Annotated in this window: 24 protein-coding genes; 9 read left to right on the forward strand and 15 right to left on the reverse strand. The window is 67.3% G+C overall.

Annotated elements, in window-relative coordinates; all coding sequences use genetic code 11:
• Positions 1–4: 4 nt before the first annotated feature.
• Both BHE97_RS03620 and BHE97_RS03625 read right to left on the reverse strand, forming a co-directional pair.
• Positions 5–991, reverse strand: coding sequence for a 1-phosphofructokinase family hexose kinase (locus tag BHE97_RS03620; protein WP_087622664.1), 987 nt, complete (start codon positions 989–991; stop codon positions 5–7).
• Positions 988–1,743 carry a DeoR/GlpR family DNA-binding transcription regulator gene (locus BHE97_RS03625; RefSeq protein WP_087622665.1) on the reverse strand — a complete coding sequence of 252 codons (756 nt, stop codon included), beginning with the start codon at positions 1,741–1,743 and terminating at the stop codon, positions 988–990. The genes BHE97_RS03620 and BHE97_RS03625 overlap by 4 nt, the downstream gene beginning before the upstream one ends.
• 100 nt (positions 1,744–1,843) lie before the next feature.
• On the opposite strand from BHE97_RS03625, the gene BHE97_RS03630 reads away from it, so the two are divergent.
• Together BHE97_RS03630 and BHE97_RS03635 are read left to right on the forward strand one after the other, a co-directional pair.
• Entirely contained in the window at positions 1,844–2,665 is an 822-nt protein-coding gene (locus BHE97_RS03630; RefSeq protein ID WP_087622666.1) for a class II fructose-bisphosphate aldolase, read from the forward strand.
• Entirely contained in the window at positions 2,662–3,339 is a 678-nt protein-coding gene (locus BHE97_RS03635) for an HAD family phosphatase (protein ID WP_087622667.1), read from the forward strand. The genes BHE97_RS03630 and BHE97_RS03635 overlap by 4 nt, the downstream gene beginning before the upstream one ends.
• Here BHE97_RS03635 and BHE97_RS03640 read toward each other — a convergent pair.
• Both BHE97_RS03640 and BHE97_RS03645 read right to left on the reverse strand, forming a co-directional pair.
• Positions 3,281–4,144, reverse strand: a complete 864-nt coding sequence (locus BHE97_RS03640; RefSeq protein WP_087622668.1) for a DUF1295 domain-containing protein — start codon at positions 4,142–4,144, stop codon at positions 3,281–3,283. The two genes, BHE97_RS03635 and BHE97_RS03640, sit on opposite strands and share 59 nt — an antisense overlap.
• 2 nt (positions 4,145–4,146) lie before the next feature.
• The gene (locus tag BHE97_RS03645) at positions 4,147–4,632 is read right to left on the reverse strand and encodes a pyridoxamine 5'-phosphate oxidase family protein (RefSeq protein ID WP_087622669.1); all 486 of its coding nucleotides are present in this window, start codon (positions 4,630–4,632) and stop codon (positions 4,147–4,149) included.
• Positions 4,633–4,726: 94 nt separating this feature from the next.
• On the opposite strand from BHE97_RS03645, the gene BHE97_RS03650 reads away from it, so the two are divergent.
• Entirely contained in the window at positions 4,727–5,161 is a 435-nt protein-coding gene (locus BHE97_RS03650; RefSeq protein ID WP_087622670.1) for an SRPBCC family protein, read from the forward strand.
• Between the two features lie 77 nt (positions 5,162–5,238).
• Complete coding sequence (locus BHE97_RS03655) at positions 5,239–6,099, forward strand: MurR/RpiR family transcriptional regulator (protein ID WP_087622671.1); 861 nt, start codon at positions 5,239–5,241, stop codon at positions 6,097–6,099.
• A gap of 11 nt (positions 6,100–6,110) precedes the next feature.
• Here BHE97_RS03655 and BHE97_RS03660 read toward each other — a convergent pair whose 3' ends face one another.
• The 8 genes from BHE97_RS03660 to mftD all read right to left on the reverse strand — a co-directional run bounded on the left by BHE97_RS03660 (position 6,111) and on the right by mftD (position 14,770).
• Entirely contained in the window at positions 6,111–7,157 is a 1,047-nt protein-coding gene (locus BHE97_RS03660) for a branched-chain amino acid ABC transporter permease (RefSeq protein ID WP_087622672.1), read from the reverse strand.
• Positions 7,154–8,029, reverse strand: a complete 876-nt coding sequence (locus tag BHE97_RS03665) for a branched-chain amino acid ABC transporter permease (RefSeq protein WP_087622673.1) — start codon at positions 8,027–8,029, stop codon at positions 7,154–7,156. The genes BHE97_RS03660 and BHE97_RS03665 overlap by 4 nt, the downstream gene beginning before the upstream one ends.
• Positions 8,026–8,763, reverse strand: coding sequence for an ABC transporter ATP-binding protein (locus BHE97_RS03670; RefSeq protein WP_087622674.1), 738 nt, complete (start codon positions 8,761–8,763; stop codon positions 8,026–8,028). Before BHE97_RS03670 ends, BHE97_RS03665 begins: the two co-directional genes overlap by 4 nt.
• Before the next feature lies 1 nt (position 8,764).
• Complete coding sequence (locus BHE97_RS03675; RefSeq protein ID WP_087622686.1) at positions 8,765–9,505, reverse strand: ATP-binding cassette domain-containing protein; 741 nt, start codon at positions 9,503–9,505, stop codon at positions 8,765–8,767.
• A 4-nt stretch (positions 9,506–9,509) separates the two neighbouring features.
• Entirely contained in the window at positions 9,510–10,757 is a 1,248-nt protein-coding gene (locus BHE97_RS03680; RefSeq protein WP_087622675.1) for an ABC transporter substrate-binding protein, read from the reverse strand.
• Between the two features lie 71 nt (positions 10,758–10,828).
• Positions 10,829–12,124, reverse strand: coding sequence for an aspartate aminotransferase family protein (locus tag BHE97_RS03685; protein ID WP_087622676.1), 1,296 nt, complete (start codon positions 12,122–12,124; stop codon positions 10,829–10,831).
• Positions 12,108–13,583 (reverse strand): GMC family oxidoreductase, encoded by a 1,476-nt coding sequence (locus BHE97_RS03690; RefSeq protein ID WP_087622677.1) that lies wholly within the window; start codon positions 13,581–13,583, stop codon positions 12,108–12,110. The genes BHE97_RS03685 and BHE97_RS03690 overlap by 17 nt, the downstream gene beginning before the upstream one ends.
• 11 nt (positions 13,584–13,594) lie before the next feature.
• Complete coding sequence (gene mftD / locus BHE97_RS03695) at positions 13,595–14,770, reverse strand: pre-mycofactocin synthase MftD (protein WP_087622678.1); 1,176 nt, start codon at positions 14,768–14,770, stop codon at positions 13,595–13,597.
• Positions 14,771–15,056: 286 nt separating this feature from the next.
• On the opposite strand from mftD, the gene BHE97_RS03700 reads away from it, so the two are divergent.
• The 5 genes from BHE97_RS03700 to BHE97_RS03720 all read left to right on the forward strand — a co-directional run bounded on the left by BHE97_RS03700 (position 15,057) and on the right by BHE97_RS03720 (position 20,178).
• On the forward strand, positions 15,057–16,346 hold the full coding sequence (locus BHE97_RS03700) for a glutamine synthetase family protein (RefSeq protein ID WP_201791300.1): 1,290 nt from the start codon (positions 15,057–15,059) through the stop codon (positions 16,344–16,346).
• The gene (locus BHE97_RS03705) at positions 16,336–17,475 is read left to right on the forward strand and encodes an amidohydrolase family protein (RefSeq protein ID WP_087622679.1); all 1,140 of its coding nucleotides are present in this window, start codon (positions 16,336–16,338) and stop codon (positions 17,473–17,475) included. Before BHE97_RS03700 ends, BHE97_RS03705 begins: the two co-directional genes overlap by 11 nt.
• Positions 17,468–18,646, forward strand: coding sequence for a M20 family metallopeptidase (locus BHE97_RS03710; RefSeq protein ID WP_087622680.1), 1,179 nt, complete (start codon positions 17,468–17,470; stop codon positions 18,644–18,646). Before BHE97_RS03705 ends, BHE97_RS03710 begins: the two co-directional genes overlap by 8 nt.
• Positions 18,647–18,655: 9 nt before the next feature.
• Entirely contained in the window at positions 18,656–19,684 is a 1,029-nt protein-coding gene (locus BHE97_RS03715) for an ornithine cyclodeaminase (protein WP_087622681.1), read from the forward strand.
• Between the two features lie 77 nt (positions 19,685–19,761).
• Positions 19,762–20,178, forward strand: a complete 417-nt coding sequence (locus BHE97_RS03720) for an ATP-binding protein (protein WP_087622682.1) — start codon at positions 19,762–19,764, stop codon at positions 20,176–20,178.
• On the opposite strand, the gene BHE97_RS03725 is transcribed toward BHE97_RS03720, so the two are convergent.
• The 3 genes from BHE97_RS03725 to BHE97_RS03735 all read right to left on the reverse strand — a co-directional run.
• On the reverse strand, positions 20,163–21,221 hold the full coding sequence (locus BHE97_RS03725) for an HTTM domain-containing protein (protein ID WP_087622683.1): 1,059 nt from the start codon (positions 21,219–21,221) through the stop codon (positions 20,163–20,165). The genes BHE97_RS03720 and BHE97_RS03725 overlap by 16 nt on opposite strands.
• A gap of 2 nt (positions 21,222–21,223) precedes the next feature.
• Complete coding sequence (locus BHE97_RS03730) at positions 21,224–22,012, reverse strand: DUF5819 family protein (RefSeq protein ID WP_140399949.1); 789 nt, start codon at positions 22,010–22,012, stop codon at positions 21,224–21,226.
• A gap of 96 nt (positions 22,013–22,108) precedes the next feature.
• A partial coding sequence (locus tag BHE97_RS03735) for an LPXTG cell wall anchor domain-containing protein (protein ID WP_140399950.1) occupies positions 22,109–22,697 on the reverse strand: 589 nt, incomplete at its 5' end.

Here is a 22,697-nt window from a genome sequence, read left to right on the forward strand (position 1 = left end):
TTTCTCAGACGTCGTTCGCGGCGGACGCGGACGACACGGTGGACACCAGAGGAGCCGAGGGCTCCCCCAGTGGGGTGTCACGATCGACGAGGTCGGCGACCGTTATCCGAGCAGCGAGCTCGGGACGAAGCGGGAAGAGGGTCGAGTCGTGCGCGACGGCGCTCGAGGCCCAGAGCACAGCCGTGTGCAGACGCTCGGCGGGATCCGCCGACGAGGCCATGAAGCCCGACAACAAGGCATCACCCGCACCGACGGAGTTGACGAAGGGGATGTCTCGACTGGTGGCGAGCAGCGCGCGTCGAGGATCGACGTACATCGCCCCGTCGGCGCCGAGGCTCGCGAGCACCGAGCCGGCACCACGATCGATCGCCTCACGGGCAGCGACGACGACATCTCCGAAGGTGCGGATCTCGCGGCCCACGAGCTCGGCCAGTTCATGCACATTGGGCTTGATCAGATCGGGCCCCGCGGCCAGCGCCAGCGAGAGCGCCTCCCCTGAGGTGTCCACCGCGACATAGACGCCGAGCCCGAGCAGTCGGTCGACGAGCTCATACAGCTTTCCCGCCCCCATCGACGGCGGAAGGCTCCCGCAGATCAGCACCGCCGACGCGTCACGTGCCGCCTCGAGCACCGCGCTGGTGAACTCCGCCGCCTGATCACCGTCGAGCGGCACGCCCGGCTCGTTGATCTTGGTGGAGTGCCCGGGCGTGATCAGGGTGATATTGGTGCGGACCTCACGGCCGGTGTCGACCCTCACGAAGGGCAGGCCCGCCTCGGCGAAGGCCTCGTCCATGAAGCGGCCGGTCTGTCCCCCACCGGGGAACACCGTCCGGGTCGGAACCCCCGCGCGGTGCAACGCCCAGGAGACGTTGACGCCCTTGCCCGAGGCCTCGCGGGTGGAGCTGCGCGCCCGGTTGACGGCATCGAAGTCGAACGTGTCGGTGGCGACGGTCCAGTCGATCGCCGGCGAGGGGGTGACGGTGACGATCATGCGAACTCCACTTCCACGTCGATCTCGGCGAGCTCGGCGCGATGCGTCTCATCGAGCTCTGTGCCGGTGATGATGATGTCCAGGTCGGTCACCTCGGCATAGGTGACGAGTGAGCGCTGCGCGAACTTGGTGTGGTCCGTGAGCAGCACCGCACTCTCGGCATGGGCGATGAGCGCCGCCTTCATGGCCGCCTCATCCGGGTCGGGAGTAGCCAGCCCGTGCGCGGCGGAGATGGCGTTGGTGCCGACGAAGGCCATGTCGAAGTGCATGCTCTCGATCGCGCGCATCGCGATCGGACCGACCTGCGCGGTGGTGCTGGGCCGCACGAGTCCGCCGAAGGTCGACACGCTCACCCGGCTCAACGGGGCGAGGGCCGTGGCGATGGCCAGAGCATTGGTGTAGACGGTCAGCGGCAGGTCGGGGATCCGCTCGACGAAGGCACGCGTCGTGGAGCCGGCATCGATGACGATCGCGCCGCCCTCGGGGATGTGGGCTACTGCGGCCTGGGCGATGCGCTCCTTCTCGTCCACATTCTCGTTGCGCGTGGCGACATCGGGTTCGAAGGTCATCGGCGCGAGGTGGAGCGCGCCACCGTGGACGCGCCGCAGCAGCCCGCGGTTCTCCAACAGGATGAGGTCCTTGCGGATGGTCTCGGTGGACGTGCCGAGCACCTCCGCGGCGTCCGCGGCGGTGATGCGCCCGAAAGTACGCAGATCATCCAGCAGGCGCTGTTGACGTTCAGCGGCGAGCATCGGCCGTCCTCTCGTGACGTGGCTCTCGTGGTTGCGTGTGTTTAATTGTACAAACTTGGGTTACGTTGCGCAAGGTTGTGTTTGCTGGCAGACTGGCGGCATGCTCTCCAGCGCTCACGATCTCTTCCGGGGCCTGCCACCGGGCACGTCCGTCGCGGCGTTCAATGCGATCACCCTCGAGCACGCCGAGGCCATCGCCGCGGCCGCCGACGAGACCGGTGCTCCCGTGGTCATGCAGCTCTCGCAGAACGCCATCGCCTTCCACGAGCGACCCGAGGCGATCGCCGCCGCGATGGTCGCGGTCGCGGAGACCGCGAGCGCGCCGATCGTGCTGCACCTGGACCACATCACCGACGAGGAGCTCGCCCTCCGCACAGTCGACCTCGGCTTCTCCTCGGTGATGTTCGACGGTGCGACCCGTGACTACGAGGAGAATGTGGCGGCAACCCGTCGTGTCGCCACCTGGGGTGCCGACCATGGCATCTGGGTCGAGGCAGAACTCGGCGAGATCGGGGGCAAGGACGGTGCCCACGCGCCCGGCGTCCGCACCGATCCCGAGGAGGCTGCACGATTCGTCGCCGACACCGCTGTGGACTCTCTGGCGGTGGCCGTCGGCTCGTCGCACGCGATGACCACCCAGTCCGCGAGCCTCGATACAGACCTCATCGAGCGGATCGCTGCGAGCGTCGACGTGCCGCTCGTCCTGCACGGGTCCTCCGGCGTCCCCGACGAGACCCTCCTCCGGGCGGCCCGCGCGGGCATGCGCAAGATCAACATCGGGACGGCCCTCAACATCGCCTTCACCGGCGCGGTCCGCGAGTGGCTGGACGCCCACGACGGTGTCGATCCGCGCCGGTATATCGCCCCCGGCCGTGACGCGATGGCCCGCACGTGCGCCCACTACCTGGAGGTTCTGCGATGAGTCTGGCGGGAGTGGTGTTCGATCTCGACGGCACGCTCATCGACTCCGAACCGCTCTGGGCCCGTGTGGAGATCTCGGTCGCGGCGAGCGGTGGCGTGGAATGGACCATCGACGACGCCTTCTCCTTCTTCGGCCGTCCTCTGCGCGAGACCACCCAGGCCATCGTCGATCGCGGGCTCGATCTCACCGTCGACGAGGCGATCGCCCGGATGATCGACGAACTGGCGGCGATCTACGAGACATCGGTGCCGTGGCTGCCTGGCGCCCGCGAGCTCCTCTGCGATCTGCGTGACGACGACGTGGCCGCGGCCATCGGCACGCAGAGCTTCCGCCGGCTGGCCGAGCTCGTGCAGGAGGACGCCGACGGCACCATCAGGCTGGTCGTCGGCGGCGACGAGCTGCGGCGCGGCAAGCCCGACCCGGAGGTCTTCCTCACAGCCACCGAGCGTTTGGGGCTGGAGCCCGCGGACATCATCGTCGTCGAGGACTCACCCACTGGCGTCCAGGCCGGCGTGGCCGCCGGAGTGCCGGTCCTCGCCGTCCCGCCGACCGACGACGTCTACCGCGTGGTCGCGGAGCTGCCCGGCGTGAGCATCGCCCGAGGACTGGATCAGGTCACACCGGCGACGCTGCGCGACATCCACGCCGGCGGCCGCGTGGACCTCTGGACCTGACCCACCGCGTTCCGACCTGTAGGGGCCGCGGGAAGAAGAACGGGACACGGCGCTGGTAGTCGCGATAGCCCGGCCGGTCCTGCATCCGCTGCTCGGTGCGCCTGGCACCGGTGGCGTACATCAGGAAATAGGACATCGCGGCAGGCGCCGGCCAGGTCCACGCACCGGGTGCTGAAGCCGATGCCGCCAGCCAGGCTCCGTCCCACACGATCGAATCGCCGAGGTAATTGGGATGCCGCGATATCCCCCAGAGTCCCGTGTCGAGAACCTCGGGCCTGTGCTGATCGTCGCGCGCCTTATAGGCGTCCTTCTGCCGATCGGCGATCGTCTCGATCACCAGGCCGCCCACCATGACGGCGACGCCGAGCGGGAAGAGCGAACGGCGGGCCGATCGCGGCAGCGTGCTCGCCGCCGCGACCTGGAGCGGGGCGGATACGAGCACCTGCGCGAGTCCCTGCGTGACGAAGACCTTGCCGACCACCGCCGGAGTGGAGTCTCCCTCGAGGTACTCGGTGTAACGAGGATCCTCCTCTTCGCTGTCCCGTAGGCGACCGACCATCAGCGACGACAGCCGTACGGCCCAGGCACTCGTGACCGCCGCCAGAGTCCACCGCCGCCACCTGTCTCCGTTGCCGCTGACCGCGCTGGTGATGGCAACGGCCGCCAGGCCGGGCCCCCATACCGCGTCGGCATAATCCCGGCGCCCACGACGAAGCGCGGCCACGGCCGTAGCGCCCTGCACTACCGCCACCACGAGACCGGCGCGCCGCGCGACGCATCCCAGGTTCGACCTGTCGAGAGCCATGATCAGTCGTTCGGCTTAACGACACCGTGCCGGGCATCGTAGGTGTCACCCGTCAGCTTGGTCTTGACGAGGCTGATGACCGAGGCCACCCTGCCGCCGGGCGTGTCCCAGAACTCCGCTCGATCCACCGTCACCCGCAGCAATGTCGAGTTGTCTCCCTCGGGGCCCTCGGGCAGCCACGCCTCAGCGAAGCTGGTCCAGAGCTCGCGTAGCTTGTCGACATCGTCGACGACCTCGGCGCGCCCGGTCAGCGAGACCCAGGTGTCAGACGAGCTGAAGGACAGGGTCACATGCGGTCGAGCCCGCAGGTCCTGGGTGTGCTCGGTGTCGCGGGCGGTGATGAACCACAGCTGCTGCGGATCCAGCTCGGTCTCCTGTCGCGCCATCGGGACGCTCCGCGGCGAGCCCTCATCGGTGATCGTGGTGAACATGCAGATCGGCATACCGTCGAGCAGTTCGTCGATGGTCCTCGCGTCGCTCTCACTCATGCTGTCGCCTCATCCCTTCGGGTCTGGTCCCTCAACGCTACGGCCGCACCGCGCTCCGCGCGCGATGATGGACGATCGGACCCACACTGGAGAGATGACCTCTGTTTCTCGAACCTTCACCGTCAAGCCGACACCCGACCGCGTGCTCGACTACCTCCAGGACTTCTCGAATGCCCCCGAGTGGGACCCCGGCACCGAATGGTGCGAACGCCTCGACGACGGCCCCATAGCTCCGGGCAGCCGCTGGAAGAACCGCTCGAAGATCGCGGGAGTCTCCACCGAGCTCGTCTACGAGCTCAAGGAGCTGACCGACGACCGGGTCGTCTTCGAGGGCAGGAACGACACTGCGACCGCGACGGACACGATCACCGTACGGCCCCATGAGGACGGCAGCGAGATCACCTACGACGCGCACATCCAGATGCACGGCATCGCCAAGATCGCCGACCCGGTGATGAAGGTCGTCTTCGAGAAGATCGGCACCGACACCGAGGACGATCTCGTCACCATCCTCAACCGGCTCGCCTGAGCCGGCGAGACCAGGCGCACACTCGAACATCGTGTAATAGGCGTTCCAAGGGCACCAGGCGTTGTTACGCTCGGAATATGACGGTCATTCCCGACGGACACAGCTCGGTTCGATCGCTGCTGTACGCGAGCATGGACACTCTCAGCGACAGCGAACGCCGCGTAGGCCGCGCCCTGCTCGCGCAATACCCGTCCGCCGGACTGACCACGGTGGCCGAGCTCGCCGGCATCGCGGGCGTCAGCCCTCCCACCGTCATCCGCTTCGTCAACCGGCTCGGCTTCACCGGCTTCCCCGCGCTCCAACGTGCCCTGGTGCACGAACTCAACGGGGAGCTGGGATCGCCGCTCAAGCAGTACCCGGAGAAGACGCACGGACGAGGTGAGCCCAGCAGTCTGCGCCACCACGGCGAGGCCTTCGCATCGATGCTCAGCACGACCTTCGACGAGGTTCCGGTCTCAGAGTTCGAATCCCTCGTTCGCCTGCTGTCCGACCCCTCGCGGCAGGTGCGTATCACCGGTGGCCGGTTCAGCCGCGTGCTGGCCGACTACACGGCCATGCACCTGCAGATCCTGCGCGCCGGAGTCGAGTTCGTGCGCAGTGAGGACATCGACCAGCGCACCGCGATCGCCGACAGCACCAGTTCGACCGTGCTCGTCGTCTACGACTACCGACGCTATTCCGATGTGAGCCTGCGCCTCGCGCGTCAGATGAGCGAACGCGGCGCGACGATCTGCCTGTTCACCGACAATTGGCTCTCTCCCATCGCCAAGTTCGCCAAGGTCGTGCTGCCCAGCCGCGTCGACAGCGCCTCGCCCTTCGACTCCCTCATGGCGGCGATGGCCGTCAGCGAGGCGGCGATTGGTGCCGTGGCCGACCATCTCGGGGAGCAGGGAGTGCGCCGGCTGTCGGTGATCGAGTCCTCACTCGACACCCACTGATCGGCGGACCCCTACGCCTCGACCGGCTCCTTCTGCTTCACCGACGCGCGCCGTCGTCGCAGCCCCAGCTCCCGTGCGCCCATCAGACCTAGCGGGAACTTGATCAGGACGAACAACAGCACACCCGCCAGCAGCAGATCCGCGACACCGGCCGGCAGCGCGGACCCGCCGGTGAACTGGCCGTCCTGGAATCGCCGCAACACCTCCTGCAGCACGCTGACGACGGCCGCGCCCAGCACGGCCCCGCTCAACGAGAGATACCCGCCGAGCACGACCATCACGATGAAACCGAAGGTGGCCGACAGGAAGAAGGCGCTCACATTGAACGACGTCACGAAGCAGGCGTACAACGCGCCCGCCGCGCCGCACAGGAAGGCGCTGAGCACCCACGCGGTCGCACGATGCCGCCCCACCGCGACGCCGCTGGCCACCGACGACCAGTAGTCCTCGCGCGAAGCCCGCAGTTGCAGTCCGCTGCGCGAGGAGTGATAGGCCCAGGCGACGGCGATCGCGGCGACGGCGAAGCCGAGTGCCGCCCACAGAGTGGTGGCCTGCGGTATGCCGATCATGCTCGACGATCCTCGGGTCACCGAGGTCCAGCTGCTCAACACGTTGTAGACGACCATCAGGATCGCCAGGGTCGCGATCCCCGACTGCAGACCCGTCAACCGGGCGATCGCCGGGGCTGTCGCCAGGCCCAGCACCGCGGCGACGAGACCGCCGACCACGACCGCGACCACGAAACTCGACTGCACATCGCGCAGGAAGGCCAACGGCTCGGGCAGCTGCGTGAACAAGGTTGCCTTCAGCGGAGCCGGGATCGTCAGGAAGGCTGCCGTGTAGGCACCAAGAGCCATGAAGGCGACGTGACCGAAGGACATGATCCCCGAGTTCGCCGAGAAGGTCGACAGACCCGCGACGAAGACGATCGACACGAGTGCCAGCACCGCGACCCGCTGTACGGTCGGCCCTCCGACCGCACCGAGAACCGCCACCAAGGCCGCGATCGCCGAAAGGATGAGCGGAGTCCGCGCCCGCTCGGGTACCAGAACCATCATGAGACACGCACCTTCGATCCGGAGAGGAGGCCTTGGGGACGGACGACCAGGACCCCGATGAGAGCGGTGAACAGGAACGCATCGCGGAAGGCGATGAGATCGCTCGGCAGTAGGGCCTCCAAGGTCGCCGTGCCGACACCGAGGATGAAGCCGCCCAGCGCGGCACCGCGCAGACTGCTCATGCCGCCGAGCACGGCGCCGATCACCCCGATGAGCATCGGCTGCAGGCCCATCTGTGCCGAGACTGCACCCTGCCGGGTCACGAGCACGACGGCTCCTACCGCCGCCAGCACACCGGCGATCACGAAGGCGCTCGCGATCACGCGGTTGCCTTTGACGCCGAGTGATTCGGCCATCTGGAAGTTCTCCGCGGCGGCACGCAGTTGGACCCCGAGCGACGTCCGGCCCATCAGATAGGCCACCGCGACGAGCACCAGACCGCACAGCACCAAGGTCACCAGGTCCCGCACGCTCACCCGTGCACCGAGGATGTCGACCCGTTGTGCCAGGAAGTCCTGCGGGGGCACACCTTGCGCGCGGGGCAGGACCGTCATGCGCGCCACGCTCTGCAGCGCGAGACTCACCGCGAATGAGGCGATCATGAGGGTCACCGGATCGGCGCCACGCAATGGATGGAATGCCAGCCGCTCGCTCAGCAGAGCCACGGCGACGGCGAACACCACCGCCATCGCCACGGCGAAGAGCCACGGTGCGTCGCGGAAGAAGTACAACGCGAATGCTGCAGCGAGGATGATCTCGCCATAGGCGAAGTTCATCAGGCCGAGTACGCCGAAGAGCAGCGCCACGCCGATGGTCAGCAGTGCGTAGAGAGCTCCCAGTCCGAGAGCCGAGACGATGTAGTCCACGATCATGATGCGGCCCTCCCCAAGTCGGTCGGCTCGAAGCCCAGATAGTCCACGACGGCTGCGGACGCGCCCAACTCCGCCGCGGTCCCCGAGCCGATGATGCGGCCTGGGGCCTGCACGACATAGGTACGATCCGCCACCTCGATCGAGCGCACCGCATTCTGCTCGACCAGCAGGATCGTCACGCCTTCTGCCCGGAGCTGCTCGATAACGTCGAAGATCAGATCGACGATGATCGGCGCGAGACCCAGCGTGGGCTCGTCAAGGAGTAGCAATCGCGGATTGAGCATCATCGCTCGCGCGATGGCCAGCTGCTGCTGCTCGCCGCCCGAGAGCAGGCTCGCTCCACGTCCCCAATACCGGCGCAGCACGGGGAAACGCTCCAGCTCGCGCTCGATGTCCTCGGCGACGGCCTTCTTGTCGCGTCGTCGCACCGCGCCGAGCCGCAGATTCTCCCCGACGGTCAGGCTGCTGAAGATGCCTCGGTCCTCCGGCACGAAGGCCACGCCGCGATCGAGATGGGAGAAGGCACGATCCCGCACCGATGTCCCGCCGATCGCGATCGATCCCGCGTGCGGGCTCACCCAGCCCATGACCGCCTTCATCAGCGTGCTCTTGCCGGCGCCGTTCTGGCCGATGAGCGCCACGAGCTCACCGTCGCGCACCACGAGCGATGCCCCCTGGACGGCCATGACGGACGAGCCGTACTGGACGTAGAGGTCCTCGATCACCAGGTCCATGTCACTCTCGTTTCCCGAAGTAGATCTCGATCACCTGGGGGTCCTTGCGCACCCGTTGAGGCTCGCCCTCGATGACCGTCCGGCCGCTGTCGAGCACGTGCAGCCGATCGCACGTGCCCATCACCACCGACATGTCGTGTTCCACGAGCAGCACCCCGATGCTGTGCTCGCGCGCGAACCCGCGGATGCTCTCGATGAGCTGGACCGCCTCGGACTCGTTCTGACCGGCCGCGGGCTCGTCGAGCAGGAGGAACCGCGGCTGGGCCGCGAGGGCCCGGGCGATGGCCGTGGTCCTGATCCGGCCCGCCGTCAGCGAGTCCGCCGTCAGATGGGCGACGTCCTCCAGTCCCAGCTGCGCGAGGGTGGTCCGTGCCATGTCTCGGGCGGCGCCGCGCCGGAGCCCGACCCCGAGCCCCGCCACCTCGACGTTCTCGAACACCGTGAGACGACCGAACACCCGGCCGCTCTGGTAGGTACGGACGACACCCTCGCGCACGCGCCGCCGCATCGACAGCCGGCTGAGATCGCGATCATCGAGCAGCACCGCCCCGGAGGTCGGCCGCAGCATCCCGCTGAGCAGATTCAACGTCGTCGTCTTGCCCGACCCATTGGGGCCGATGAGGCCCAGCACCTCACCCCGCGAGACCGTGAGGCTGACGCCGTCGACCGCTTTGACGCCGTCGAAGTGAACACCGGCGTCGCGCATGGACAGCACGGAGGGTGACTCGGAGAGTGTCGCCATCACGTCACCCGGCGCAGGCGTTTCCGTCGCCGAGATCGGGCAACGTCTCGAGTCGCTGCTGGGTCACGAAGGACATCGCCCCGTCGGACACGTTGATGACGCTCATCGGGAAGTCGATGATCTTGTGGCACGTCTCGGAGAAATAGGTGACCTCACCGACCGGCGTAGAGACCGCCTCGCCCTCGGCGAGCGCGTCGCGCACCGTGGGACCGTCGAGGTCGTCGATGCCGGCCAGGGCATCGGCGATCGCCGAGACCATCGAGTAGCCGAGCACGGCATAGGCCGACGAGGGCTCGGCGCCGTACTCCTCGTCATAGGCCGAGACGAAGTCGTCCAGCTCGGAGGAGTCCGCGCCCGTGCAGTAGCTGTAGCAGGCGAAGCCGGTGTAGTAGATGTCGCTCGCATTGCCGACGATGTCAAGGAGCGCCTGACCGTCGAGGGCCGCCGGCCCGAGGATCGGGATCTCGATGCCCGCCTCGCGCAGCTGCCGGATCGCCGTCGCCCCGCCGGGATTCCAGCTCGCCACGTAGACGAAGTCCGGCTGCGGGGACATGCCGCGCAGTCGAGCGGCCTGGCTCGCGATGTTGACGCTGTCGCCACCGGGGAAGGCGTCCGAGCCGACGACCTCGCCGCCGAGCTCCTCGAAGGTCGCCTGGAAGTAGGCTCCGGCCGACTTGGTGTACTCGATGCTCTCGTCCTGCAGGATATAGGCGCTCTGCCAGCCCTGATCGATCGCCCACGCGGCACCCGACCCGCCCTCAACATCGCTGCCCGCGTTCGCCGAGAAGATGAAGTCGCCGAGGGTCGTCAGGTCCGCCATCTTCGGGTCGCCCGCGCAGATCGAGATGGCCGGCACCTCCGCGCTCTGCGCCACGCTGGCGCCCGGTGCGCTCAGATCGAAGTCGCACGGTGTCACCAGCAGGTCGACGCCCTCGCCGATGAGCTCGGTGGCGGCGGTGCCGACTGTCTCGGGGCTGCTGCGCACATCGCGGGTGACGGTCCGGATGGTCTTGCCGTCGACTCCCCCCTCCTCGTTGATCTGGTCGATACGCAACATGGCCGCCTGGGTGGGTTCCACGTCGAAGGGGGCCATGTTGCCGCTCTCGGAGGTCGCGAAGCCGATGACGATCTCGTCGGCATCCGACGAGTCATCGGATCCGCCGCCGCAGGCCGCGAGCAGGGTGACGGCGGCCGTCGCCACTACCGCCGCGGCCGCCTTCCAGGGTGTTTTAGGGCGCACTGAGTAAAGCATGGGTCGTGATTTCCTCTCGAGGAGTGGGGACTGCGAAGGGACGACGGGCCGCTCGGCCCTGTCGCCGTGGACTAGCGGCTGGCGGTGAGGGCCACGTGCACCGCCTCGATGGTGCGGTCGATGTCCTCATCACTGGTCGCGGCGTTGAGCCGGCGGTCGCCGGTCGGGAAGGCCGGCTCGAGGATGCCCTGGGAGAGCAGCGAGGCGTGGTAGCGACCGTAGGCGTCGGCATCCGACTCCATCGCCTCACGGAAGTTGGTCGGCAGCTCGTCGCGGAAGTAGACGCACCATTCCGAGCCGAGACCGTCCACCACGGCCCGGGCACCCGTGTCGACGATCGCCTTCGCGATGCCCTCGCGCAGCCGCGAGCCGAGGTCCCACAGCCGCTGGTGGATCTGCTCGGACTCCATCACGGCCAAGGTCGCGTTGGCGGCCGCCACCGAGTACGGCGAGGCGTTGTAGGTGCCGTCGATCGTCGCGTGCTCGCGGTCATAGGCCCCCAGATGACCCATCAGGTCGTCCGTCCCCGCGAGGCCGGCGAGCGTGTACCCGTTCGCGACGGCCTTGCCGAAGGCCGTCAGGTCGGGGGTCACACCGCATAGCGACTGATACCCGCCGATCGCCGCGCGGAATCCGGTCTTGACCTCGTCGAAGGTCAGCACGGAGCCATGGCGCGTACACAGCTCGCGGAGCAGTTCCAGGAACCCGGGCTGCGCCGGCACGCACCCGAAGCTGTGGATATAGGGCTCGGCGAAGGCGACCGCGATCTCGGAGCCGTGATCGGCGAAGGCCGCCTCGAGTCCGGCACGGTCGTTCCACTCCACCACCACGACATCGGCGACGACATCGGGATGGAGACCGCCGCCATTGGGCGTGTTCAGCACCGACTGCGCCGTCAGGTCCTTGCGCGAGCTGCCGACGGCCACGTGGTCGTTCCACCCGTGGTAGGACCCGTGGAACTTGAGCACCTTGCGCCGTCCCGTCACCGCGCGTGCCACGTGGACTGCGTGCATCGTGGCATCGGTGCCCGAGGTACAGAACGCCACCTTGTCCGCGCTGGGCATCACCTCGCAGATCTTCTCGGCCAGCTCCGGCTCGCCCGGCTGCGGTCCGACACCAGTCAGATCGCAGGTCGACGCCGCCTCGTACACGGCACGATTGACCCGCTCGTCGCTGTGCCCGAGGACGATCGGTCCCCAAGCGTTCAGATAGTCGATGTAACGATGGCCATCGGCGTCCCAGACATAGGCACCCGAGGTGCGGACGAAGACCTGCTTCCACCCGACCCGGTGACCCGAGGAAACCCCGCGGGGGACCACGGCTCGTGCCCTGGTCCAGGTGGGGTGGTCGTCACTGTGCTGCGGCATGCTGTGCTCCTTCGTTCGTCGCGGTGGCGAGGTCGTCGAGCAGCGCGGCGCTGAGGCGCTCGGCGACCATCACGGTCGGCAGATGGGTGTTGGCACGGGGCACGTCGGGAATGATCGAGGCGTCGATGACCCGCAGCTGCCGCACGCCGTGGACTCGTCCGCGCTGGTCGACGACGGCGTCCTCGTCGTCCTCTCGGCCCATCCGAGCCGTGCCGACGGCGTGGAAGTAGTCGCCCACCGAGCGGTCGAGCCATGCCTGGTAGACGGTCTCGTCGTCGAGCGCGGACAATGGCGTTCCCTCGGGATCGATGAAGACCGACTCGAGAATCTCTGTGAACGGGTCGGTGCGCACGAGCTTCTGGAGCACCTCGACGGCCTCACGCATCGTCCGCCGGTCCTCCGGGGTCGACAGCATGTTCTCGGCAGTGATCGGTGGACCGTCGGGATTCCGCGGGTCCAGCCGGACCTCCCCGCGCGATGTGACCCGCATGAGCGCGGCCATCAGCACGCCGTGGGTCTCCGGGACTGTCGGTGCCAACGGACCGTGCAGGGGAAGAAAGTGCAGATCGCCCTCGCCATCCCTGGACGACAGCCGCAGCACCGAGCCGATACACGGCTGATGCTCCTCGAAGGCACGGTAGGCGGGCTTGAGACGCAGGTACACCGAGGCGGCGGGGTGATCCTGGAGTCCTCGTCCGATGCCGCGACGGTCGATGCCAGTGCGGAGCAGCACCGCGGGGGTCTCGATCGTCCCGGCGCACAGGACCACCTCGTCGGCCTCGAGGACCGTTCCGTCGGTGAGAATGACGCCGGCCGCACGGTCCCCATCCATGTCGATGCGGCTCACCTCGCTGTTGGGACGGATCACCAGCTGCGACCGGTCTCGCGCCGCAGCTAGATAGCGCTCTCGGCTCGAGCGACGTCCCCGCTCGTCCGCATGCCGCCACAGTGCGCCACCGCCATCCTGCGGTCCGTAGGTGTCGACATCGGTCGGCAGGCCGAAGGCCTTGGCTGCGGCAGCCGTCGCCCGATCGATCGGGGTGTACTGGTCTTCCGATGAGGCGACGACGTCCTGCTTGAGGCGGTCGAACCACGGCTCGACCGCCGACCACGTCCACTCGTCGAGCCCGTAGTCGGTGGCCCAGGAGTCATAGTCCGAAGGGAGGCCCGGCAACGCGAGCATGGCGTTGACGAGCCCGGACCCGCCCACGCCCCTGCCACGCTGATACTCACGAGGCTCGTCGTGCTGCAGTCGCGTGGCCATCAGGCCCGTCGCGAAGGCATCCGTCGCCTTCAATGCCTCGAGCCAGTTCAACGATGACAACCGCGCGGTCGTCTCGTCGGTGAACAGGTCCGGCCCCGACTCCAGCAACGTGACGCGATGCTCGCCGCTCTCGGAGAGGCGGGCCGCGACGACGCATCCGGCGCTTCCGGCGCCGACCACGATGATATGTGCCATCTGAAGGTCTCCTAGCGCGTCGGAGCGACGAAGAAGTCGCGGTTCAGGACCATGAGGTCGGCGGGGGACAACTCATCGACGGAACCACGCCCGATGCCGTACATGGTCTCGCGGATGCCGCTCTTGAGGATCTGGAGCACCTGATAGACACCCTCCTCGCCACCGGCGGCGAGGCCGTACAGGAAGGCACGGCCGACGAAGACCGCCTTCGCCCCGAGTGCGAGGGCCTTGACGACATCGGATCCTCGCCGCACCCCGCCGTCGACGACGACATCCACTGATTCACCGACGGCGGCGACGATGTCTGGCAGATATCGCAATGGAGACGGCGATCCGTCGATGTTGTTGCCTCCGTGGTTGGACACGGAGATCGCATCGGCACCGACGTCCACGGCCAGCTTGGCGTCCTTGATGGTGTTGATGCCCTTGACCATGAAAGGGCCGCCCCACAGCTCGCGCAGCCATCGGACGTCCTCCCAGGTGGGAGGCGCGGTCTCTTCGAAGACCGACCAGGCCGCACCGAAGTACGGCACAGAGCCGTCGCCGCCGAACAGATTGGGGACACGCAGGTCAGGGATCGAACCACGACTCAGGTAGCGGGCCAACCATGCCGGCCTCGAGAGAGCTTCGGGGGCGAGCCGAGCCACCGTCCGCGGACCGAGGTCGCTCGGCGGCGCCGGAGGAACGCCCCAGTCCCGACGGGGCGTGTGCGACCAGTCGAGGGTGACGATGAGCGCTTTGGCACCCGCCCGACGAGCCGCCTCCACCCGGCGCTCGATGTCGTCCTTGCTGCCCACCCAGTACAGCTGGAAGAACGTGTCGGGATTGGCGCGCACGACATCGGTGACATCGTGCCCCGCCCAGGAGCTCAGGCCCATCGATGTACCCGCTCGGGCGGCCGCTCGGGCGACTCCGACCTCGCCATCGGGATGGATGGCCTGAGCGCCGACCGGGGAGATCATCACCGGGAAGTCGATATCCACTCCGAGGATCCGCGTACCCAGCTCGAAGGACGTGGGCCGGTCGAAGATCGTCGGTGAGAATCCGAGCTCGTTAAAGGCTCGAAGATTGTCGTCCAATGTCCAGCCTTGCTCGTTACCGGCCTTGACCGCCAGCCACACAGCTCGCGGCAACGCGCGTTTGGCACGGCGCTCGGCCTCTGCAAGGTTCCTGAATCGCACCTTCATGATCTGTTCCTTCCTTCGGCGCACCGGGCGGACGGGCTCGGCGGTCCCCGGTGGTTAGGAACCTTAGGCCTGTAACAGCGCTTCCGGCAATAGTTCAGCGTGAACGTTTCGTAACTTTCATGCCGCCCACATCAGCAGCACATCCGGGAGCGAGCTTCGAAATGCCTGGCGTTCCAGTACTCGTCACATACAGTAGGCGAGCAACATCTATGTAACACACATTCCTACTAGCGTCCTGATAGGGGGATGTGTAATGATCGAGCCGCCCACTGGTGAAGGGAAGACTATGAATCACGAGCCGATGACGTTCATCGCCACGAACGACCTGGCCGGACAGACCCGCGGCCGCGCGGTTCCAGCCTCGCGCGCCACGAGCGCCGGCCGGCGAGGCGTCGGCTGGGTGCCGGCCAATCTCGCGATCTCCTCTTTCGGCAGCATCGTCGCCCCGAACGTCTTCGGGTCCACCGGCGACCTGCGCCTCATCCCCGATGCCAGCACTCGCACGCACCTGCCAGCGCGGGAGGACCACTCCGCGGTCGACCTCTACCTCGCGGACCAGTGCCTGCTCGACGGAACCCCGTGGTCGTCATGTCCGCGCGCCTTCGCCCGCACCGCCCTCGCGGACTTCGCCGCCGAGACGGGCTTGGAGGTGGTGGCCTCCTTTGAGCACGAATTCATGCTCGAAGATCTCGGCTCCAGCGCGCCATTCAGCTGGCAGCGCTTCCGCGACGCCGACCCATTCGGCTCCGAGCTCGTCGCACTGCTGGAGCTCAACGGCTTCGCGCCGGAGACGTGGCTTCCCGAGTACGGCGAGCAGCAGTTCGAGATCACCATCGAGCCCACACCTGCCCTCCTCGCCGCCGACCGGGCGATTCTCCTGCGGGAGCTGGTCCGGGACCTTGCCCGACGTCGCGGCCACCGTGCCACCTTCGCACCGCTGACCGACCCTGACGGCAGCGGCAACGGCGTGCACATCCACCTCTCGCTCCGCGACCCGTCCACCGGCGAGGCCGGTCTCTACGACGCCGGGGAGCCCGGTGGACTCTCCGCACTGGGACGCCGATTCGCTGCGGGCGTGCTCACCCATGCCCGTGCCATCACCGCCTTGACCGCCCCCAGCCCGGTGTCCTTCCTCCGCCTCGCTCCTCATCGGTGGAGCGCCGGTGGCGTCTTTCTGGCCGAGCGCAACCGCGAGGCCCTGCTTCGCATCTGCCCAACCCTGCCCGGGACCGACATCGCGGGCCAATACAATCTCGAGTTCCGCGCCTGCGACGCCACGGCCAATCCTTGGCTCGCGCTCGGCACGCTGATCCGTGCTGGTCTCCACGGCATCCTCCACGAGTACGAGGACCCGAAGATCTGGCCCGAGGACGCCGGGGAGGACCTCGCCGGCGTCGAGGAGCTGCCGCGCGACCTCCCCGAGGCGCTCACCGCACTCCGCGAGGACACGACGGTCTCGGCGTGGTTCGATCAGGATCTGCTGGAGACGTTCATCGCCGTGAAGCAGAGCGAGATCGACCTCACCGCCGGGCTCGACCCGGCAGCGCTCTGCCGAAGGATCGCCGATGTCCACTGACCTCGAGAGTGCGCTGCGCGAGCTGGAGCTCGTCGATCACCACGTCCACGCCCCGCTGGCCCACGCCGTCGATGACGCGACCCTGCAGAGCCTGATCACCGAATCCGACCACTCGCCCGCTCCCGGCACGAGCGTGTTCGACTCCCATCTCGGTGTCGCCATCATGCGGCACTGCCCCACTGTGCTCGGGCTCGACGCGGTCACGGGCCCCGACGACTACCTCGCCGTCCGAAGGGAGCTGCCTGTGCCCGAGTTGACTCATCGCCTGCTCGACGCGAGCGGCGTCGGCGAATGGCTCGTGGACACCGGAATGGGAGGCGATCTGCTGATGAGCACGAGGACGATGGAGTCCGCCACCACCGGCCGAGTCCGCGAGATCGCTCGGCTGGAGACCATCGCGGAGAACCTCGTGGCATCGACTACCGCCACCGGCTTCATGACCGCGTTCGCCGACGAGCTGTCCCGGCTGTCCCCTACCGTCGCAGGCTGGAAGTCCGTCGTCGCGTACCGTCACGGTTTCGATTTCACCCCCGCGCGTCCCTCGCAGAGCGAGGTCATCGTGGCAGCCGGCCGATGGATGGCCGCCGTCGAGGCGGGCGCGGCGGCGCGACTGGCCGACCCTGTGCTCCTGCGCATGGCGCTGTACGCCGCGTGCGATACCGGACTTCCGCTCCAGTTGCATGCCGGATATGGCGATCGTGATCTGGATCTGCATCGCTGCAACCCCGCACTGCTCACCGACTGGCTGCGCCAGATCGAGCCGACCGGAACCGACATCATGCTGCTCCACTGCTATCCGTATCACCGCGAGGCGGGATACCTGGCCCACGTGTTTCCCCACGTCTATCTCGATGTCGGGCTCGCCATCAACTACACCGGTGCCGCCTCCCACCGCATCATCGCCGAAAGCATGGAGCTGGCTCCGTTCACCAAGGTGCTCTACTCATCGGACGCCTACGGACCACCGGAGCTGCACTATCTCGGAGCTCTGCTGTGGCGCGCGGGGACGTCGCGTGTCCTCCAGTCGTGGGTGGATCACGGCGGTTGGACACTCGACGACGCCCTGAACACGGCTCGACTGATCGGACGCGACAATGCTCGCCGGGTCTACGGGGGAAACGATGAGTGAACGTCTGTGGGAGGCCCTCGACCGTCACCTGCCCGCGGCGATCGAGCTGCGGCGCGAACTGCATCGCGACCCCGAGCTGTCCGGGGAGGAGTCGATCACCCGTGACCGGGTGTTGGCAGCCTTCGGGGTGACCAGCGAACCCCACAAGGTGGCTGAAACAGGTGCGGTCGTCCGTGTCGGCGGCCCCGGGCCGGCGATCGGCCTGCGAGGAGAGCTCGATGCCCTCCCCGTGACGGAGACCACCGGCTACGCCTGGGCTTCTCGCAACGACGGGATCATGCACGCCTGCGGCCACGACGTCCATCTGAGCGCTCTCGTCGCGGTCGTCCGCGCAATCGACGAGATCGGTGGGGATTTCCCCCTATTGGCCGTGCTCCAGCCACGCGAGGAGACCTACCCTTCGGGGGCTCAAGACATCGCGGCGAACGGTGTCTTGGTCAAGGAGGACTGCCAGGCCATGATCGGGGTTCACGTCCAGCCCACCCTGGATGACGGTGTCGTGGCCTGTGTGCCGGGCGCAGTCAACGCTTCCTCCGACGAGTTCGTGATCGTCATAGAGGGACAGCCCGGACATGCCGCCTACCCGCACCTCACCCGCGATCCGTTGCTCGCTGCAGCACATCTGGTGGTGGCGCTCCAGGCAGTGGTGAGCCGCGGGGTAGATCCCATGGCCTCGGCTGTGCTCGGCGTCTCGTCCTTCTCCGCCGGAGACGCAGCCAATGTGGTGCCGGGCACAGCTCGGGTCTCGGGCACACTCCGCTCGCTCGACGACCACACCCGTGATCTCCTGCAGTCCCGGCTCCGCGATACGGCTGATCACATCGCGCACTCACACGGCTGTCTGGCCGACACTCGACTCACTGTCGGGGAGCCGGTGCTCCGGAACGATCCCGCGCTCGCCGCCGCCACGAACGCCCGGCTGACCGCTCGAGGTATCGAGGTATCACGTTCGCTGCGCTCCCTCGGCGCCGATGACTTCGCCTTCTTCGCCGAATGCTGGCCGTCGATCATGCTCTTCGTGGGGACCTCGTCGACAGAGCGTCTCCACTCCCCCACCTTCCTTCCCCCCGATGGCGCTGTTCGGGCGGTCGCCGAGGCGATGCTGAGTGCCTACCTGGGCACCTGTGATGCCCTGACACCACCGGAGACGCTCACCCCCACCCATGAGTAAGGAGTCACGATGACACGATTCGTCGGCGTTCAGGACATGATCCGCTGGGTTCGACATGCGGACGTGACGGCGACACTCAGCACGATGATGGATTACCTCGAGCATGACTTCCAGCGCTGGCAGGTCTTCGACAAGAGTCCTCGCGTCGCGAGCCACACCCCTTTCGGCGTCATCGAGCTCATGCCGACGAGCGACCACGAGACATACGCGTTCAAGTATGTGAACGGTCACCCCTCCAACCCCGCGCGGGGCTATCAAACGGTGACGGCCTTCGGCGTCCTCGCCGATGCGCACAACGGGTATCCGAGCTTCATGGCCGAGATGACCATCCTGACCGCTCTGCGTACCGCCGCCACCTCTGGCCTGGTGGCCAAATGTCTCACTCGACCCGGCGCCAGCAGCATGTCGATGATCGGTACGGGCAGCCAGTCGGAGTTCCAGGCCCTGGCGCTCCGGGCGGCCCTGGGCATCGACACGGTGCGCATCTGGGACCGCGATCCGGATGCCATGGCCAAGTTCGTCCGCAACATGCGCCCCCTCGGCTTCGACATCGTCGTCGCTGCGGACGCACGAGACGCCGCGGCCGGGACCGATGTCGTCACGACCTGTACCGCCGACAAGCTGCACGGCGATGTCCTGCCCCTCGAGGCCGTGACGCCTGGTATGCACATCAATACGATCGGCGGGGACTGCCCCGGCAAGACCGAACTCGATCCGCGCATCCTCGAGCGCGGTGACATCTTCGTGGAGTTCACGCCGCAGACACGGATCGAGGGCGAGATCCAGCAGCTCTCTCCCACCCATCCGGTCACCGAGATCTGGGAGGTCCTCGCCGGACGCCGGTCTGGACGGGTCTCGGACGAGCAGATCACGGTCTTCGACTCTGTCGGATTCGCGATCGAGGACTTCTCCGCTCTTCGCTACCTGCGTGACGCGGTCCGGGGAACAGATTTCGAGACCTTCATCGACCTCGTGGCCGAACCAGACGACCCCAAGGACCTGTTCGGTCTCGCCGGTTCGCTCTCACCCATCGGATGATCCCTCGCGTGCCGCGAGGTATGGACGTCGTACGACGGTGATCGGCGCGATCGGCCGGAAGGACGTAGCGTGTTCTCGTGCCTCTGATCCACGTCCCCGACGACCCGTGCACGACGGCCCACCTCGCGTGCTCGCCGGCTGTCGCGAGGCGTGCCCGGGCGCTCATGCAGGCCGAGCTCACCGAAGCAGGACTCAGCACCCCCGTCATCGACGACGCCGTCCTCGTCCTCTCCGAGCTCGTGGCGAACGCGGTTGAACACGGCAGACCCGACGCGCACGGCCGCATCGAGGTGTCCTGGTGCATCCACGAGGACTATGTCCGCATCAGCGTCCACGACGCCGGGCGGGCCCCGGATCTGCAGCCGGTCGAAGTCCCCGATGACGCCGTCAGCGGACGCGGCCTGACGATCGTCGACTACATCTGCCGCACCTGGAATATCGATCACGACTCCGGCGTGCGCATCACCGCCGAGCTGGACTACTCGACCGCCTGAGCGGCGGGCTCCTCCCTCTTGGCGCCACCCAGGCGGGCGGGCAGCCGCGAGCGCAAAGCTTCGGTCCCGTTGGCGAACCGGGGCTTCAGCCAGCGATCGAGCGCGATGAAGGTGGCCGTAGAGACGAAGATCGCGTCGAAGGCGAGCATCGAGAGCGAGAACCACGGCAGACCCATCAATACGGCGATACCGCCGTGCAACAGGACCACGCCGATGAGCACGATGCGACGCGTCACCGGGTGGAGCAGACCGATCACGAAGTACAGCTGCACCAGCACACCGACATAGGTCCCGATCATCACCCCGAGACCGTTGCCCGTCAGCAGGGTATTCAGCCACGGGAATACGCCGAACTCGTGCAACGCCAACGGGTAATAGATCGCCGTCCCGTCCTGCCAGTACGTGCCCTGCAGCTTGAACAGGGCCGAGGCGGTGTAGAGAATGAACAGCTGCAGCGCCAGCGCGATGAGGGCGACATTGTGCAGCACCGTGCTGAGCCACTCGGGCAACACCGCCCCGCCGTTCCACCATCGCCGCCACAGCGGATCGGCGTCGTTGACCCGGGAACGTCGCCGCGCGTCGAGCGACCAGTGCCGGGAGGTGTCCATGAAGAGCATCAGCAGCAGGCCGACGCGGGCGATGTTGTCGCCCTGATCGCCCACCAGTCCGTTGCGTTCCACCAACGCGACGAGGCCGATGACCAGCACGGCGACGGAGGCACGGGTGCGCCATCCCACGATCACGGCGATCGCCACCGCCATCAGCAGCAGATAGGTGAGCGTGAAACGGGTCGGTCCACCATCGAAGATCCAGTAAAGGAATCCCCAGGACGAGTCGCGCCGCAGCGGCTCGACCCACTCCGACGCCCCTCCCCAGAGCGCATGCCGGTGGCCGAAGTTCGCGAGCAGGATACCGAGGGCGGCGACGCCCACCAGGATCCTGCTGACCGCAAGTCCGTAGAGGGCGTGCTTCTTCTCCAGGACCCAGTCCTCGCCGCGGCCCAGCAGCTCGGCGAGGCGGTCAAGGCCGGCGCTGATGATCATCCTCACCGCTTCTCCTCCCCCGTGTAGGCGGAGAACATGCGCGTCACGTCAGCATCAGGTGGAGTCGTGGAGCGCCAGCCGTATTCGTAGTAGGTGCGTTCGGCCTCGTCGATATCGCGTTCCTTGCGCTGATCGAAGCTGGGGACGTACCGGATGGACGTGCGGTACTGCACATAGGCGATCTCACCCTCCCAGACAGTGGAGGCGTAGTAGGTCGCAAGGCTCGTGGCGATCTCGTCGTAACGCATGTAGCGACCGACATCGGAGATCCCGGCCCCGCCTTCGATATCGGCGAGACGACCGCGGAGATCGGCCACAGGCGTCGTCAGGTAATTGGCGGCGATCTGGGTACGCTGCCGTTCGTTCATCTCGGCCATGACCGAGTTGAGGGTGTTAGCGGTGCGCCGGCCGGCGAGGGACATGCGCGAGGGCGTCATGTTGCCGCGAATGATGTCGTCCTCACGTTCGACGACATCGATCCAGTCCGTGGGCGAGGTGTCTCCAGTTTCCGGGTCCTCGATGGACGCGCGAATCTCGAAGGTCACCGCCGCGCGACGTGGGGTGGGCGCGAAGATGCGCCAGTTCTGATCGAAGAAAGGCATGACGTAGCCGCGGAGACGGTCATCGCCCACCGCATTGCGCAGCGGGGTGGACGGCCCGACCCACAGGGCGATAATCGCCGTGTGCGCGAGCACGATCGCCACCAGGAACCACGCTGTGGCGCGGCGAACCGGCGACCGAACTTCCGATGAGGGGCTGCGGCGCCGGGGAGAAGGGGAAGCACTGTTCATGGAACAACCTGATCCGATCGAGGAGACGGCCATGTGGGCCCGGCATGCGCCGGGCCCACATGGCCTAGGTGAGACGGATGACTCCGACTCCTCTTGTTACTCTCTCACTCCGTTCCGGCGGCGCGAAACCACCAGGGCACCGGCACCGGCCATGAGGAACATGGCGGCGATGGCACTCAGCGGGAGCGCACCGGCGTCGGCACCGGTCCGGGGCAGCTTTCCGCCGCCGGCACTGGTGCCACCGCCGTCGGTGCCACCCCCATCGGCGCTACCACCGGATTCGGCGACCACACGGAAGTCGATCGACTGATCCGGGTAGTCATCAGCCGTCAGGCTGAACGAGTGGACTGCCAGATCGGCCGAAGCCGGGATCTGCCACTCGAACCGCACGTCACCATTCTCGTCGGCGACCTGCGTACCCAGGTCGAGCTGAGGGCTCGAGTTCATGTAGCCCTGCACCACCGTGCCCGGTGCATAGCCACTACCCGTGCCGACCTGCGTCTGCAGACGCTCGAGGACCGGACGGCTGATGTCGATGGAGAGATCACCAGCGTCAGGATCGGTTCCCGCATCAGGATCCGTACCCGCATCCGGATCAGTTCCGGCGTCAGGATCCGTACCCGCATCCGGATCAGTACCGGCGTCAGGATCCGTACCCGCATCCGGATCAGTTCCGGCGTCAGGA

The organism is Aeromicrobium sp. PE09-221 (assembly GCF_002174305.1).
GTDB lineage: Bacteria > Actinomycetota > Actinomycetes > Propionibacteriales > Nocardioidaceae > Aeromicrobium.

Coding starts and splice junctions, on each gene's coding strand:
- BHE97_RS03685 (WP_087622676.1), bottom strand. CDS start 12,124: ATGCCGCAGCACAGTGACGACCACCCCACCTGGACCAGGGCACGAGCC.
- BHE97_RS03665 (WP_087622673.1), bottom strand. CDS start 8,029: ATGATCGTGGACTACATCGTCTCGGCTCTCGGACTGGGAGCTCTCTAC.
- BHE97_RS03710 (WP_087622680.1), top strand. CDS start 17,468: ATGAGTGAACGTCTGTGGGAGGCCCTCGACCGTCACCTGCCCGCGGCG.
- BHE97_RS03725 (WP_087622683.1), bottom strand. CDS start 21,221: ATGATCATCAGCGCCGGCCTTGACCGCCTCGCCGAGCTGCTGGGCCGC.
- BHE97_RS03670 (WP_087622674.1), bottom strand. CDS start 8,763: ATGGACCTGGTGATCGAGGACCTCTACGTCCAGTACGGCTCGTCCGTC.
- BHE97_RS03675 (WP_087622686.1), bottom strand. CDS start 9,505: ATGGCGACACTCTCCGAGTCACCCTCCGTGCTGTCCATGCGCGACGCC.
- BHE97_RS03730 (WP_140399949.1), bottom strand. CDS start 22,012: ATGAACAGTGCTTCCCCTTCTCCCCGGCGCCGCAGCCCCTCATCGGAA.
- BHE97_RS03705 (WP_087622679.1), top strand. CDS start 16,336: ATGTCCACTGACCTCGAGAGTGCGCTGCGCGAGCTGGAGCTCGTCGAT.
- BHE97_RS03680 (WP_087622675.1), bottom strand. CDS start 10,757: ATGCTTTACTCAGTGCGCCCTAAAACACCCTGGAAGGCGGCCGCGGCG.
- BHE97_RS03715 (WP_087622681.1), top strand. CDS start 18,656: ATGACACGATTCGTCGGCGTTCAGGACATGATCCGCTGGGTTCGACAT.
- BHE97_RS03635 (WP_087622667.1), top strand. CDS start 2,662: ATGAGTCTGGCGGGAGTGGTGTTCGATCTCGACGGCACGCTCATCGAC.
- BHE97_RS03655 (WP_087622671.1), top strand. CDS start 5,239: ATGACGGTCATTCCCGACGGACACAGCTCGGTTCGATCGCTGCTGTAC.
- BHE97_RS03660 (WP_087622672.1), bottom strand. CDS start 7,157: ATGATGGTTCTGGTACCCGAGCGGGCGCGGACTCCGCTCATCCTTTCG.
- BHE97_RS03625 (WP_087622665.1), bottom strand. CDS start 1,743: ATGCTCGCCGCTGAACGTCAACAGCGCCTGCTGGATGATCTGCGTACT.
- BHE97_RS03640 (WP_087622668.1), bottom strand. CDS start 4,144: ATGGCTCTCGACAGGTCGAACCTGGGATGCGTCGCGCGGCGCGCCGGT.
- BHE97_RS03700 (WP_201791300.1), top strand. CDS start 15,057: ATGAATCACGAGCCGATGACGTTCATCGCCACGAACGACCTGGCCGGA.
- BHE97_RS03630 (WP_087622666.1), top strand. CDS start 1,844: ATGCTCTCCAGCGCTCACGATCTCTTCCGGGGCCTGCCACCGGGCACG.
- BHE97_RS03650 (WP_087622670.1), top strand. CDS start 4,727: ATGACCTCTGTTTCTCGAACCTTCACCGTCAAGCCGACACCCGACCGC.
- mftD (WP_087622678.1), bottom strand. CDS start 14,770: ATGAAGGTGCGATTCAGGAACCTTGCAGAGGCCGAGCGCCGTGCCAAA.
- BHE97_RS03690 (WP_087622677.1), bottom strand. CDS start 13,583: ATGGCACATATCATCGTGGTCGGCGCCGGAAGCGCCGGATGCGTCGTC.
- BHE97_RS03620 (WP_087622664.1), bottom strand. CDS start 991: ATGATCGTCACCGTCACCCCCTCGCCGGCGATCGACTGGACCGTCGCC.
- BHE97_RS03645 (WP_087622669.1), bottom strand. CDS start 4,632: ATGAGTGAGAGCGACGCGAGGACCATCGACGAACTGCTCGACGGTATG.